This is a genomic window from Variovorax monticola (assembly GCF_051216855.1).
GTDB lineage: Bacteria > Pseudomonadota > Gammaproteobacteria > Burkholderiales > Burkholderiaceae_C > Variovorax.
In genome coordinates this window covers 554411-566514 of the sequence record NZ_JBPJZP010000002.1, presented here as the reverse complement: position 1 = coordinate 566514, position 12104 = coordinate 554411, and the positions used below count along the sequence as shown (strand labels likewise).

The window sequence follows — 12104 nt, the reverse complement described above, 5'->3', positions numbered from 1 at the left end:
CACCATGAAAACCAAAGCTGCCGTCGCCTGGAAATCCGGAGAACCGCTCACCATCGAAACCGTGGACCTCGAAGGCCCCAAGTTCGGCGAAGTACTGGTCGAGATCAAGGCCACCGGCATCTGCCACACCGACTACTACACGCTGTCGGGCGCCGACCCCGAAGGCATCTTCCCCGCCATCCTCGGCCATGAAGGCGCGGGCATCGTGGTCGACGTGGGCCCCGGCGTCACCACGCTGAAAAAGGGCGACCACGTCATTCCGCTGTACACGCCGGAATGCCGCCAGTGCAAGTTCTGCCTGAGCCGCAAGACCAACCTGTGCCAGCTCATTCGCGGCACGCAGGGCAAGGGCCTGATGCCCGACGCCACCAGCCGCTTCAGCCTCGACGGCAAGCCCATCTTCCATTACATGGGCACCAGCACCTTCAGCAACTACACCGTCGCGCCCGAGATCTCGCTGGCCAAGATCCGCGAAGACGCCCCGTTCGACAAGGTCTGCTACATCGGCTGCGGCGTGACCACCGGCATCGGCGCGGTGCTGTTTACGGCCAAGGTGGAAGCGGGCGCGAACGTGGTGGTGTTCGGCCTGGGCGGCATCGGCCTGAACGTCATTCAAGGCGCCAAGATGGTGGGCGCCGACAAGATCATCGGCGTCGACCTGAACCCCGAGCGCGAGGCCATGGCCCGCAAGTTCGGCATGACGCACTTCATCAACCCCAAGACCACCGAGAACGTGGTCGACGCCATCGTGCAACTGACCGACGGCGGCGCGGACTACAGCTTCGAATGCATCGGCAACACCAAGGTGATGCGCCAGGCGCTCGAATGCACGCACAAGGGCTGGGGCCGCAGCATCATCATCGGCGTGGCCGAGGCGGGCGCGGAGATCAGCACGCGTCCGTTCCAGCTGGTCACCGGTCGCAAGTGGGAAGGTTCGGCCTTCGGCGGCGCACGCGGACGCACCGACGTGCCGAAGATCGTCGACTGGTACATGGAAGGCAAGATCAACATCGACGACCTGATCACGCACACCATGCCGCTGGAAGACATCAACAAGGGCTTCGACCTGATGAAGCGCGGCGAGTCCATCCGCGGCGTGGTTCTCTACTGACACCAAGCCAGGACGCACCGGCCATGACCCGCATGGAACCCCTGCACAAGATCGAGGCCGGTGTGCTCGAAGTCGCGTACTTCGAAACCGGCCCCGCCGACGGCCCGCCCGTGCTGCTGATGCACGGGTTTCCCTACGACATCCACGCGTATGCGGAAGTCGTGCCCCTGCTGGCCGAGCAAGGGTGCCGCGTCGTCGTGCCGTACCTGCGCGGCTATGGCGCCACGCGCTTCCTGAGCGACACCACGCCGCGTTCGGGCGAACAGGCCGCGCTCGGCGCCGACCTGCTCGCGCTGCTCGACGCGCTGAAGATCGAACGCGCGGTGCTCGCCGGCTACGACTGGGGCGGTCGCGCAGCCTGCGTGGTCGCGGCGCTGTGGCCGGAACGCGTGGCGGGGCTGGTGTCCTTCAACAGCTACAACATCCAGAACATCGCGAAGGCGATGGAGCCGGACACGCCTGCCAACGAGCACAGCCTCTGGTACCAGTACTACTTTCACAGCGAGCGCGGCCGCGCCGGCCTTGCGAAAGACCGCAAGGGGCTGACGAAGCTGCTGTGGAAACTGTGGTCGCCGACCTGGAAGTTCGACGACGCCACCTTCGAGCGCAGCGCCGCCGCCTTCGACCACCCCGACTTCGTCGACGTGGTGATCCAGTCGTACCGCCACCGCTTCGCCCTCGCGCCAGGCGACGCGGCCTACGCCGACATCGAACGCCGGCTCGCGGCCCAGCCGACCATCGCGGTGCCCACCATCACCTTCGACGGCATCGACGACGGCGTGCGCCCGCCGGCCGAGGCCTCGGCCCATGCCCATCGCTTCAGCGGACCGCGCTCGCACCGGCTCGTGCCGGGCGTGGGCCACAACATGCCGCAGGAGGCGCCCCGCACCTTTGCGGATGCCGTGCTCGAACTGGTGCCGGCCCTGCGCGACCAGACCCCATGACCCACCCATGACCGACCACACCCCCCAGACCCTTTCCGAGCACCACGCCTTTGGCGGCGTGCAGAGCTTTCACGAACATGCGTCGCAGGAGATCGGCCTGCCGATGCGCTTCTCGGTCTACCTGCCACCGCAGGCCGCGCACGCACGCGTGCCCGCCCTGCTCTACCTCGCGGGCCTGACCTGCAACGAAGAAACCTTCGCGGTGAAGGCCGGCGCACAGCGCCTGGCCGCGAGCCTGGGCATTGCGCTGATCGCACCCGACACCAGCCCGCGCGGCGCGGCGGTGGAAGGCATTGCCGGCGCCAGGGACAGCTGGGACTTCGGCATCGGTGCCGGCTTCTACCTCGACGCGCTCGCCGAGCCGTGGACCGCGCACTGGCGCATGGAAAGCTGGATCGTCCATGAACTGCTGCCGCTGGTGGCGCAGCAGTTCGCCATCGACGGCGACCGCATCGGCATCTTCGGCCACTCGATGGGCGGCCACGGCGCGCTCACGCTGGCGCTGCGGCATCCGGGGCGCTTCAAGTCGGTGTCGGCCTTTGCGCCCATCTGCGCGCCCACGCAGTGCCCGTGGGGCGAGAAGGCCTTCGCCGGCTACCTGGGCGAGCCGGGCGCCGACCGCGCGCAATGGCTGGCGCACGACGCCAGCGCGCTCATGAAGTCGCAGGTGACGGCGCCTTACCCGCAGGGCATCCTGATCGACCAGGGCCTGGCCGACAAATTCCTGGCCCAGCAGCTGCACCCCGAGGTGTTCGAAGCCGCCTGCTTCGCCGCCGGCCAGCCGCTCACGCTGCGCCGCCATGCGGGCTACGACCACGGCTACTACTTCATCCAGAGCTTCATGGCCGACCACATCGCGCACCACGCGCAGACGCTGCACGCCTGACCGGCAACGGCGGTGCGGGCCGTATCATGAGCCGCATGTCCGCCGCCCAGATTCCTGCCTTCCAATTGCGATCGCGCGAAGGCGGCACCGAAGAGAACATGGTGCTGGCCGGCATCTGGCGCCGCGCCTGGATAGCGGCCAACCGGGGCGCCGCCACCGTCGAACCCATCGCCCATTGGCTGCAGCGTGTGCAGGCCGAGTTCGGACCGCCGGCCGACGTGGTGCTGGCCGAGCGTGAAGGCCAGGTGCTGGCCTTCATGGTGCTGCTGGGCCGGCGCGAATACGTGGCCCAGCTGTTCGTCGAGCCGCACCTGCGCAGCCAGGGCCTGGGCAAGGCGCTGCTCGACGAGGCCTGCGTGCGCATCCCCACCGGCTGGCGGCTGCACGTGGCGGTCACCAACACGTCGGCGCAGCGCTTCTACGAACGTTATGGCCTGGAACGCGGCACGGTCGACCGCCACCCCACCAGCGGGCGCGAACGCATCGCCTACCATTGGTCACCCTCGCGCCCGCCGTGGCGCGTGGGTTGACCCTCTCTTGTTTTTTCGCCCCATGCGCATCGACCACATCGCACTCTGGACCACCGACTTCGAACGCTGCAAGCGCTTCCATCGCTGCGGCGAGCGTGGGGCTCGACCGGAACGGAAACCGCATCGAGGTCACTGAATGAGCGCCTTCGTCGACAGCCTGCAAGAAATCTTCGAGCGCTTCGGGCGCATCGCGCCGCGCCGCATGTTCGGTGGGCATGGCATCTTTCACGAGGGCCGCATGATCGCGCTGGTGATCGGCGACACGCTCTACCTGAAGTCCGACGCCGAAAGCGCACCGCACTTCGACCGCCAGAACCTGCCGCCCTTCACGTACATGCGCCAGGGCAAGGCCATGCCCATGTCGTACCGGCAAGCCCCTGCCGACCTGTTCGAAGACCGCGAGGAAGCCGCGCTCTGGGGCCGCCGGGCCTACGAGGCGGCATTGCGTTCAGGGCAGCCACCCAAGCCGAAGAAGTCTCCCGCTGCGAAAAAAGCAGCCGCCAGAAAATCGCCCGCAAAGAAAGCCGCAGTGAAGACAAATCTCAAGAAAGCAGCCTCCCGGTGAGCGACAACCCCCATCTTCCGCCCCTGCCCGAGCGCGAACAGATCGCGCTGCTCGAACCCTTCGAGGGCCTCGGCCTGAGAGACATCGTCGTCGTTGCCACGCAGCAGGATGCCGAACACGCCGCCGCCGCGCTGCTGGCCGCCGGCATCGCGGGTTTCGACACCGAATCGAAGCCCACCTTCGCGAAGAACGAGGTGTCGGGCGGCCCGCACGTGGTGCAGTTCTCCACGCGCGACACGGCCTGGCTGTTTCAGCTGCACCGCACCGAATGCAACCCGGTGGTGGCCGCGCTGATTGCCTCGACCGAACTGCGCAAGGTCGGCTTCGGCCTGTCGGGCGACCTCACGCTGATTCGCAACCGGCTGAACATCGAGCCGGGCGCGGTGTTCGACATCGACACCGAATTTCGCCACCGCGGCTACCGCAAGTCGGTCGGCGTGAAGGCGGCGGTGGCGCTGGTGTTCAACCGCCGCTTCATCAAGTCGCGCAAGGCGACCACCTCGAACTGGGCCAACCGGCAGCTCACCGAGGCGCAGATCCGCTACGCCGCGAACGATGCCTATGCGTCGATCCGCGTGTACGACGCGCTCTTCAACAGCAACTGAGCGGCCTGCCCGTTCAGTCGCGACCCGCCTCGAGAATGGCCTGCGCCAGCCGCAGCGGGTTCGAGAAGAACATCTCGTGGCTGCCGGGGCACGCCACCAGCCTGAACAGGCCCAGCCGCTCCGACAGCCGCGGATGCCACGGCAGGCTGTGCGGCAGCGCCGTGTCCTGCTGGCAGTTGACGTAGGACTTGCCCAGCGCCAGCGCCGCCAGCGGCTGGCTCAGGCTGATCTTGTCGGTGAAGGTGCGGTACGGGTGCGGGTTGAGCTTGTCGTAGGCGGCCTGCGCCATAGGCAGGTCGGCGTCGTTGATGAAGGCCTCGCGCCAGATCTCGAAGGGCAGCGTCACCGCGTTGGCGTTCGCGCCGGCAATGGCATCGAACATCGTCACGTAGTGCGGCGGCACCATGTCGTTGAGCGACTCGCCGTCCAGCGGCACGAAGGCGTTGATGTACACCAGCCGCTTCAGGCGCGGCGCAATGCGGTCTGCCACCCCCGAGATCACCATGCCGCCGTAGCTGTGGCCCACGAGGCGCACCTGCGTGAGATCGTTCTGCTCGATGTAGCGAACAGCGGACGCAATCGCGTCTTCCAGCGTGGTGGTGGTGCGGTTGTCGCCGGGGTTGTTGCCCGCGAGCGTGGGGCAGTGCACGGTGTGCCCTGCTGCGCGCACGCCGTCTGCCACGGCTTCGATTTCAGCGCCGGTGTGCCACGCGCCGTGGACGAGAACATAGGTGTCGGACATGGAGTCTCCTTCGTTGTGACGAAGACAGACTGTAGGAACGGCGGCCCGCCGCGGATGGCCGATGCCCGCCAGCCCGATGGCCGATTCGTGACAGCGACTTTGCTTCAATTCAATTATTCAACGATACTTGAAATATGGAAGAAAACGACGTTGTGCGCTCGCTGGCCGCCTTGGCGCAGCCCATCCGCCTTCGGGTGTTCCGCGCGCTGGTGGTGGCCGGGCCGGCAGGCCTCACGCCCGGCACGCTGACCGAACGGCTGGAGGTGTCGGCCACGAGCCTGTCGTTTCACCTCAAGGAACTGATGAATTCGGGTCTGGTCTCGCAGGAGCGGCAGGGGCGCAACCTGGTGTACCGGGCGGCCTTCGAGCAGATGAACGGCCTGCTCGCCTACCTCACCGAGAACTGCTGCCAGGGCGAACCCTGCGCCGCCGGGTGCCCGCCGGCATGCTGACCGCCGTCGCGATCTTCGTGTTCACGCTGGTGCTGGTCATCTGGCAACCGCGTGGCCTGGGCATCGGCTGGAGCGCCTCGCTGGGGGCCGTCGTCGCGCTGCTCTTCGGCGTCGTGCACCTGACGGACATTCCCGTCGTCTGGGGCATCGTGTGGAACGCGACCGCCACGTTCATCGCGGTGATCGTCATCAGCCTGCTGCTCGACGAGGCCGGCTTCTTCGAATGGGCGGCGCTGCACGTGGCACGCTGGGGCAACGGGCGCGGGCGGCTGCTGTTCGCCTTCATCGTGCTGCTGGGCGCGGCCGTGTCGGCGCTGTTCGCCAACGACGGCGCGGCGCTGATCCTCACGCCCATCGTGATGGCGATGCTGGTCGCGCTCGGGTTCTCGCCCGCCGCCACGCTGGCCTTCGTGATGGCCGCCGGCTTCATTGCCGACACCGCGAGCCTGCCGCTGATCGTGTCGAACCTGGTGAACATCGTGTCTGCGGATTTCTTCAGGATCGGCTTCAACGCATACGCCTCGGTCATGGTGCCCGTGAACATCGCGGCCGTGCTCGCCAGCCTGCTGGTGTTGATGCTCTATTTCCGCCGCGGCATTCCCGCGCGCTACGACATGAAGCAGTTGAAGGCGCCGGCAGAGGCGATCCGCGACCTTCACACTTTCCGCGCAGGCTGGGTGGTGCTGGCACTGCTGCTCGTCGGCTTCTTCGGGCTGGAACCGCTGGGCGTGCCGGTGAGTGCGGTGGCGGCCTTCGGCGCAGTGGTCCTTCTTTGCGTGGCGGCGCGGGGTTCGACGATCAGCACGACGAAGGTGCTGCGCGGCGCGCCCTGGCAGATCGTCGTGTTCTCGCTGGGCATGTACCTCGTGGTCTACGGGCTGCGCAACGCGGGGCTGACCGGTCACATCGCCTCGCTGCTGAATGTCTTCGCGCAGGGCGGCGTCTGGGGCGCGGCCATGGGCACGGGCTTCCTCGCGGCGTCGCTCTCCTCGGTGATGAACAACATGCCGACCGTGCTGATCGGTGCGCTGTCCATCGATGCGTCGGGCGCCACGGGCCTCGTCAAGGAGGCCATGGTCTACGCCAACGTGATCGGCTGCGACCTCGGCCCCAAGATCACGCCCATCGGCAGCCTGGCCACCCTGCTCTGGCTGCATGTGCTCGCCAGGAAGGGCATGGCCATCGGCTGGGGCTATTACTTCAAGGTCGGCATCGTGCTGACCGTGCCGGTGCTGTTCCTGACACTTGCGGCACTGGCGCTTCGACTCAACCTCTCCCTGCCATGAACGACATCAAGATCTATCACAACCCCGCCTGCGGCACGTCTCGCAATGTGCTCGCGCTGATCCGCAACACCGGCGACGACCCCGTCGTCATCGAGTACCTGAAGACGCCGCCGGACCGCGCCACGCTGACACGGCTGATCGCGGCCATGGGCGTGCCCGTGCGCGAGGTGCTGCGCCGCAAGGGAACGCCGTACGACGAACTGGGTCTCGACGATGCGAAGTGGACCGACGAGCAACTCATCGGCTTCATGCTGCAGCACCCGATCCTCATCAACCGGCCGATCGTGGAAACGCCGCTGGCCACGCGCCTGTGCCGGCCGTCCGAAGCGGTGCTCGACATCCTGCCGCGCCCGCAGCAAGGTGCGTTCACCAAGGAAGACGGCGAAGCCGTCATCGACGCGAAGGGCCAGCGTGTCGCCAAGCCCTGAACTTCCGAACATCGACGCGGACAACTTCCGCCAGCCTGAGCTGCACCACCTGCTGCCCACGGCGCGCGCCACGCACGCACCACGCATCCTGCTGCTGTACGGCTCGTTGCGCGAGCGCTCCTACAGCCGGCTGCTGACCGAGGAAGCCGCGCGCCTGCTGCAGGCCCTTGGCGCCGAGCCGCGCATCTTCGATCCGAGTGGCCTTCCGCTCCCCGACGCCGAACCCGAAGACCATCCAAAGGTGCAGGAGCTGCGCGAGCTCGCGCAATGGGCCGAGGGCATGGTGTGGACATCGCCCGAACGACACGGCGCGATGACCGGGATCATGAAAACGCAGATCGACTGGATTCCGCTCGCAGTGGGTTCGTTACGGCCCACGCAGGGCAAGACGCTCGCGGTGATGCAGGTGTCGGGCGGCTCGCAGTCGTTCAATGCGGTCAACCAGCTGCGCGTGCTGGGCCGCTGGATGCGCATGGTCACCATCCCCAACCAGTCGTCGGTGGCCAAGGCCTTCCTGGAGTTCGACGACGACGGGCGCATGAAGCCTTCGCCTTACTACGAGCGCGTGGTCGACGTGATGGAAGAGCTGGTGAAGTTCACGTTGCTCACGCGCGACTGCGCCGACTACCTGGTCGACCGCTACAGCGAACGGCGCGAGAGCGCGCAGGCGCTGTCGAAACGGGTCGATCTGCGCAGCATCTGAGCGCGCGCTCAGTGCCGCAGCAAGCGCCGCAGCTCGCCGGGCGTCGCACCCAGGTGCCTGCGGCACTGCCGCACGAAGTGCGAGGCGTCCGCCAACCCCACGCGAGCGCCGATCTGCGCGATGCTCAGCCGGTCGAAGCGCGCATCGGCCAGCATGCGCCGCGCCACCTGCATGCGGAAGTCCGCCAGCGCGGTCGCAAAGGTGGTGGCGCTCGCACCCTCCGCCAGGCAGCGATGCAGGCTGCGCTCCGACATGCCCAGCCCGCGTGCCACGCCCGCCGCCGTGAGGCCGGGTTCGGCATGCCGCTCGCGCGTGGCGTCGAGCACGCGGCGGCGCAACGCGGCGCGGCCTTCGCTCGCGGGCTGCAAAGGCCCCTTTCCGAGCGCCAATGCCAGCAGGCCGCCCAGCTGGTCGCACAGCAACGCAGCGGGCAACGGCGGCTTTGCGGCCACCTGCGGCGTCAGCTGCTGCACGAAGGCGCTCAGCACGGCGCCCCACCCCGCCTGCGCGTCGATGCGGCGCGCCACCTGGTCGCCGGCATCGGGCAGCCAGGCGTCGACCCAGGCGGTCGGCAGCTCGAGCGACAAGGTGTCGGCCGATTGCAGCAAGTGAAATTCATACAGCCGGCGTGAATCGACCAGCACCGCGTCGCCCGGCAGCAGCCGCGCGCAGCGCTCCTCTTGCACCGTGACCCAGGGCGAATCGGTCTTGCACAGCAGGTAGTAATAGTTGTGACGGCTGTGCGCAATGGCGCGCCGCGTGCGGTAAACGTCCTGCGCGCTGCCGCGCACCTGGTTGACCACCAGGGGGCCGAGCGGCGCCGACTCCAGCGTGGCGCCGAAGCTGCCGCCCGCCCTGCTGGTCACGTCCATCTCCAGGAAGCCCTCGCAGACCGCGCCCACCCAGTAGTCCAGCCGCTGCGCGGGCGGCACGGCGTCGGTGGACCAGCGGTGGAGAGCATCGATGGCTTGGCTCATGCGCGACGAACATACCCAAGCCGTGCCCGCTTGCCAAGCGGGTATAGACCATCTCCCACGGCGGGGCGCCGCTTACACCGGCAAAATGACCGGCGAACCAACCCGTGCGCGGGGCATTCCGGCGCACGCACATGAAAGAAGGGCAAGACGGGTCATGAGCAACAAAAGCGATTTCGGACTGATCGGACTGGCAGTGATGGGCCAGAACCTCGTGCTGAACGTGGAAAGCCGCGGCTTCCAGGTCAGCGTCTACAACCGCACCGAGGCGACCACCGAAGCCTTCGTGGCCGCGAACCCCGGCAAGAAGCTGGTGGGCGCCAAGACGCTCGAAGAGTTCGTGCAGAGCCTGGCCAAGCCCCGCAAGATCCAGATCATGGTGAAGGCCGGCGCACCGGTCGACCAGGTCATCGAGCAGCTCATTCCGCTGCTGGACAAGGACGACATCGTCATCGACGGCGGCAACAGCCTCTACACCGACACCGAGCGCCGCGACGCTTACCTTTCGAGCAAGGGTCTGCGCTTCATCGGCGCGGGCGTCTCGGGCGGGGAAGAAGGCGCGCGCAAGGGGCCTTCGATCATGCCGGGCGGCCCGCTCTCCACCTGGGAGGTGATGAAGCCGATCTTCGAGAGCATCGCGGCCAAGGTGGACGGCGAGCCCTGCGTCATTCACATCGGCCCGGGCGGCGCCGGCCACTACGTGAAGATGGTGCACAACGGCATCGAGTACGGCGACATGCAGCTCATCTGCGAGGCCTACAGCCTGTTCAAGGCCGCGGGCTTCACCACCGACGAGATGGCGGCCATCTTCAACGAGTGGAACGACGGCGAGCTGCAGAGCTACCTGATCCAGATCACCGCCAAGGCGCTGGAACAGAAAGACCCCGAAACGGGCAACCCGATCGTCGACATGATCCTGGACAAGGCCGGCCAGAAGGGCACGGGCCAGTGGACGCTGATCAACGCGGCCGAGAACGCGGTGGTCATCAGCACCATCAACGCCGCCGTCGAGGCGCGCGTGCTGTCGTCGCAGAAGAAGGCGCGCGTGGCCGCCAGCAAGGTGCTGCAGGGCCCCAAGATCGCGCTGTCGCTGGAGAAGAAGGCGCTGGTGGCCAAGGTGCACGACGCGCTGTATGCGTCCAAGGTCATCAGCTACACGCAGGGCTTCGACCTCATCAAGACGATGGGCGACAAGAAGGAATGGAAGCTCGACCTGGCGAGCATCGCGTCGATCTGGCGCGGCGGCTGCATCATTCGCGCGCGCTTCCTGAACCGCATCACCGACGCCTTCCGTACCGACCCGGCGCTGAACAACCTGATGCTCGACCCCTTCTTCAAGGACCTGCTGAACCGCACGCAGCAGAACTGGCGCGAGGTGGTGGCGCTGGCAGTGAGCAATGGCATTCCGGTGCCGGCCTTCAGCGCCTCGCTGGCCTACTACGACAGCTACCGCACCGAGCGCCTGCCGGCCAACCTGCTGCAGGCACAGCGCGACTTCTTCGGTGCGCACACGTACGAGCGCACCGACAAGCCCGAAGGCCAGTTCTTCCATACCGACTGGCCCGAAGTGATCGGATAACTTGTCTCTCCCCCAGGCTGCGCGCACTTCGTGTCGCTTCGCCAACCCCCTTCCGGGGGCAACACCTGCGGCCCGGCAAAGCCGGTTCCGCGGTGTTCGCTGGAAGGGATCCCCGTTTGACCGGCGGCGGCGCTCGTGGCACAACGCGCCATGTCCTCACCGCAGCCTCATGACTACCCCAACCACTTGGTCGAGGACTGGCAACTGAGCGACGGCACGCCGGTGCGGATCCGCCCGATCCGTGCCGACGACCTGACCCTGCACACAGCCTTCGTGGCGGGGCTGTCGAGCGAAACGGGCTACCACCGCCTGCTGTCGCCGCGCAAGCCGCAGCCCGACGAGCTGTGGCGCATGACCCATATCGACTACCAGCACGAGCTGGCCCTCATCGCGACCACCGAGGTCGACGGCCGTGAACAGCAGATGGGCGTGGTGCGCTATGTGCGCGGAGAAACGCCCGAAACGGCGCACATCGCCGAGTTAGCCGTGGTCATCGCCGATGCATGGCAGCACCAGGGCATTGCCTCGAAGCTCCTGCGCAAACTGATCGATGCGGCCCGGGCGGCCGGCGTGAAGCAGCTGGCGGACATCACGCTCTACGACAACCTCGGCATGCTGGCGCTGGCGCGCAAGCTGGGGTTCAAGCTGCAGCGCGACACGGGCAACAGCAACGTCACCCGGCTTTCGCTTTCGCTGGATTTGCCTGCACGCTGAGGCCTCCCGCTCACGGCCACACAAAAACAACTCAGCCAGCAACAAGCCAGGCTTGGACCTGCGCCACGGACTGCCCCAGCGGCGCGGTCGCATCCACCGCCAGCACACCCGTCTCACCGACAGGCGATTCGAGCGTCGCGAACTGATTGGCCACCAGGCTGGCCGGAAACATGTGCTCCCCCGCCCGAGCCGCCACACGCCGTTCGGACTCCGCCCGCTCGATCGCCATGAACACGAACCGCAGCCCCGGTGCCGCCGCACGCAGCTGCTCGCGGTAACTGCGCTTGAGCGCCGAGCAGGTCAGCACCGCCCCCTGCGGGGCATCGGCCAGCGTGCGACCCAGCGTGGCCAGCCAGCCGGCACGGTCCGCATCGGTCAACGCAATGCCCCGGCTCATCTTCTCGACATTGGCCGGCGGATGGTGGTCGTCGCCTTCTATGAGCGGCAGCCCGAGGGCTGTGGCCAGCGCCGCGCCCAGGCTCGACTTGCCGCATCCCGACACGCCCATCACTACCAGCCAGACCCTGTCCATATGCACCCTTTTGGTAAAGCGCCACACGCAAAAAACGGCGCCAGCAAACTTAA

15 protein-coding genes are annotated in these 12104 nt (G+C 67.2%); 12 read left to right on the top strand and 3 right to left on the bottom strand.

Annotated features, from left to right (window positions below):
* The first annotated feature begins 4 nt into the window (after window positions 1-4).
* The 6 genes from ACSFA5_RS07950 to ACSFA5_RS07925 all read left to right on the top strand — a co-directional run bounded on the left by ACSFA5_RS07950 (window position 5) and on the right by ACSFA5_RS07925 (window position 4641).
* Window positions 5-1111, top strand: a complete 1107-nt coding sequence (locus ACSFA5_RS07950) for an S-(hydroxymethyl)glutathione dehydrogenase/class III alcohol dehydrogenase (RefSeq protein WP_435443483.1) — start codon at window positions 5-7, stop codon at window positions 1109-1111.
* Window positions 1112-1134: 23 nt separating this feature from the next.
* Window positions 1135-2055 (top strand): alpha/beta fold hydrolase, encoded by a 921-nt coding sequence (locus ACSFA5_RS07945; RefSeq protein ID WP_435443482.1) that lies wholly within the window; start codon window positions 1135-1137, stop codon window positions 2053-2055.
* Window positions 2056-2062: 7 nt separating this feature from the next.
* Window positions 2063-2941: an S-formylglutathione hydrolase gene (fghA, locus tag ACSFA5_RS07940; RefSeq protein WP_435443481.1), complete on the top strand. Its 879-nt coding sequence runs from the start codon at window positions 2063-2065 to the stop codon at window positions 2939-2941.
* Between the two features lie 35 nt (window positions 2942-2976).
* Window positions 2977-3471, top strand: a complete 495-nt coding sequence (locus ACSFA5_RS07935; protein WP_435443480.1) for a GNAT family N-acetyltransferase — start codon at window positions 2977-2979, stop codon at window positions 3469-3471.
* A 136-nt stretch (window positions 3472-3607) separates the two neighbouring features.
* Window positions 3608-4036 carry a TfoX/Sxy family protein gene (locus ACSFA5_RS07930; RefSeq protein WP_435443479.1) on the top strand — a complete coding sequence of 143 codons (429 nt, stop codon included), beginning with the start codon at window positions 3608-3610 and terminating at the stop codon, window positions 4034-4036.
* Window positions 4033-4641 carry a 3'-5' exonuclease gene (locus tag ACSFA5_RS07925; protein ID WP_435443478.1) on the top strand — a complete coding sequence of 203 codons (609 nt, stop codon included), beginning with the start codon at window positions 4033-4035 and terminating at the stop codon, window positions 4639-4641. Before ACSFA5_RS07930 ends, ACSFA5_RS07925 begins: the two co-directional genes overlap by 4 nt.
* 13 nt (window positions 4642-4654) lie before the next feature.
* Here the strand turns inward: ACSFA5_RS07925 and ACSFA5_RS07920 are convergent, their stop codons facing one another.
* The gene (locus ACSFA5_RS07920) at window positions 4655-5383 is read right to left on the bottom strand and encodes an alpha/beta fold hydrolase (protein WP_435443477.1); all 729 of its coding nucleotides are present in this window, start codon (window positions 5381-5383) and stop codon (window positions 4655-4657) included.
* Between the two features lie 134 nt (window positions 5384-5517).
* On the opposite strand from ACSFA5_RS07920, the gene ACSFA5_RS07915 reads away from it, so the two are divergent.
* The 4 genes from ACSFA5_RS07915 to arsH are packed head-to-tail and all read left to right on the top strand — an operon-like array spanning window position 5518 to window position 8252.
* On the top strand, window positions 5518-5835 hold the full coding sequence (locus ACSFA5_RS07915; protein ID WP_435443476.1) for an ArsR/SmtB family transcription factor: 318 nt from the start codon (window positions 5518-5520) through the stop codon (window positions 5833-5835).
* Window positions 5829-7121 (top strand): arsenic transporter, encoded by a 1293-nt coding sequence (locus ACSFA5_RS07910; RefSeq protein ID WP_435443475.1) that lies wholly within the window; start codon window positions 5829-5831, stop codon window positions 7119-7121. Before ACSFA5_RS07915 ends, ACSFA5_RS07910 begins: the two co-directional genes overlap by 7 nt.
* Window positions 7118-7549, top strand: coding sequence for an arsenate reductase (glutaredoxin) (gene arsC, locus ACSFA5_RS07905; RefSeq protein WP_435443474.1), 432 nt, complete (start codon window positions 7118-7120; stop codon window positions 7547-7549). The genes ACSFA5_RS07910 and arsC overlap by 4 nt, the downstream gene beginning before the upstream one ends.
* Window positions 7533-8252 carry an arsenical resistance protein ArsH gene (gene arsH / locus ACSFA5_RS07900; RefSeq protein WP_435443473.1) on the top strand — a complete coding sequence of 240 codons (720 nt, stop codon included), beginning with the start codon at window positions 7533-7535 and terminating at the stop codon, window positions 8250-8252. The genes arsC and arsH overlap by 17 nt, the downstream gene beginning before the upstream one ends.
* Before the next feature lie 8 nt (window positions 8253-8260).
* On the opposite strand, the gene ACSFA5_RS07895 is transcribed toward arsH, so the two are convergent.
* Window positions 8261-9229, bottom strand: a complete 969-nt coding sequence (locus tag ACSFA5_RS07895; protein WP_435443472.1) for an AraC-like ligand-binding domain-containing protein — start codon at window positions 9227-9229, stop codon at window positions 8261-8263.
* Window positions 9230-9383: 154 nt separating this feature from the next.
* On the opposite strand from ACSFA5_RS07895, the gene gnd reads away from it, so the two are divergent.
* Window positions 9384-10805, top strand: coding sequence for a decarboxylating NADP(+)-dependent phosphogluconate dehydrogenase (gene gnd / locus ACSFA5_RS07890; protein WP_435443471.1), 1422 nt, complete (start codon window positions 9384-9386; stop codon window positions 10803-10805).
* A 150-nt stretch (window positions 10806-10955) separates the two neighbouring features.
* The gene (locus ACSFA5_RS07885; RefSeq protein WP_435443470.1) at window positions 10956-11519 is read left to right on the top strand and encodes a GNAT family N-acetyltransferase; all 564 of its coding nucleotides are present in this window, start codon (window positions 10956-10958) and stop codon (window positions 11517-11519) included.
* A gap of 31 nt (window positions 11520-11550) precedes the next feature.
* Here the strand turns inward: ACSFA5_RS07885 and ACSFA5_RS07880 are convergent, their stop codons facing one another.
* Window positions 11551-12051 (bottom strand): gluconokinase, encoded by a 501-nt coding sequence (locus ACSFA5_RS07880; protein WP_435443469.1) that lies wholly within the window; start codon window positions 12049-12051, stop codon window positions 11551-11553.
* Window positions 12052-12104 lie beyond the last annotated feature (53 nt).

What these genes read in the sequence shown, in the direction of transcription:
- ACSFA5_RS07885 (WP_435443470.1), top strand. Translation starts at nt 10,956, where the DNA reads ATGTCCTCACCGCAGCCTCATGACTACCCCAACCACTTGGTCGAGGAC.
- ACSFA5_RS07895 (WP_435443472.1), bottom strand. Translation starts at nt 9,229, where the DNA reads ATGAGCCAAGCCATCGATGCTCTCCACCGCTGGTCCACCGACGCCGTG.
- ACSFA5_RS07950 (WP_435443483.1), top strand. Translation starts at nt 5, where the DNA reads ATGAAAACCAAAGCTGCCGTCGCCTGGAAATCCGGAGAACCGCTCACC.
- gnd (WP_435443471.1), top strand. Translation starts at nt 9,384, where the DNA reads ATGAGCAACAAAAGCGATTTCGGACTGATCGGACTGGCAGTGATGGGC.
- ACSFA5_RS07915 (WP_435443476.1), top strand. Translation starts at nt 5,518, where the DNA reads ATGGAAGAAAACGACGTTGTGCGCTCGCTGGCCGCCTTGGCGCAGCCC.
- ACSFA5_RS07910 (WP_435443475.1), top strand. Translation starts at nt 5,829, where the DNA reads ATGCTGACCGCCGTCGCGATCTTCGTGTTCACGCTGGTGCTGGTCATC.
- ACSFA5_RS07880 (WP_435443469.1), bottom strand. Translation starts at nt 12,051, where the DNA reads ATGGACAGGGTCTGGCTGGTAGTGATGGGCGTGTCGGGATGCGGCAAG.
- fghA (WP_435443481.1), top strand. Translation starts at nt 2,063, where the DNA reads ATGACCGACCACACCCCCCAGACCCTTTCCGAGCACCACGCCTTTGGC.
- ACSFA5_RS07930 (WP_435443479.1), top strand. Translation starts at nt 3,608, where the DNA reads ATGAGCGCCTTCGTCGACAGCCTGCAAGAAATCTTCGAGCGCTTCGGG.
- arsC (WP_435443474.1), top strand. Translation starts at nt 7,118, where the DNA reads ATGAACGACATCAAGATCTATCACAACCCCGCCTGCGGCACGTCTCGC.
- ACSFA5_RS07920 (WP_435443477.1), bottom strand. Translation starts at nt 5,383, where the DNA reads ATGTCCGACACCTATGTTCTCGTCCACGGCGCGTGGCACACCGGCGCT.
- ACSFA5_RS07935 (WP_435443480.1), top strand. Translation starts at nt 2,977, where the DNA reads ATGTCCGCCGCCCAGATTCCTGCCTTCCAATTGCGATCGCGCGAAGGC.
- ACSFA5_RS07945 (WP_435443482.1), top strand. Translation starts at nt 1,135, where the DNA reads ATGACCCGCATGGAACCCCTGCACAAGATCGAGGCCGGTGTGCTCGAA.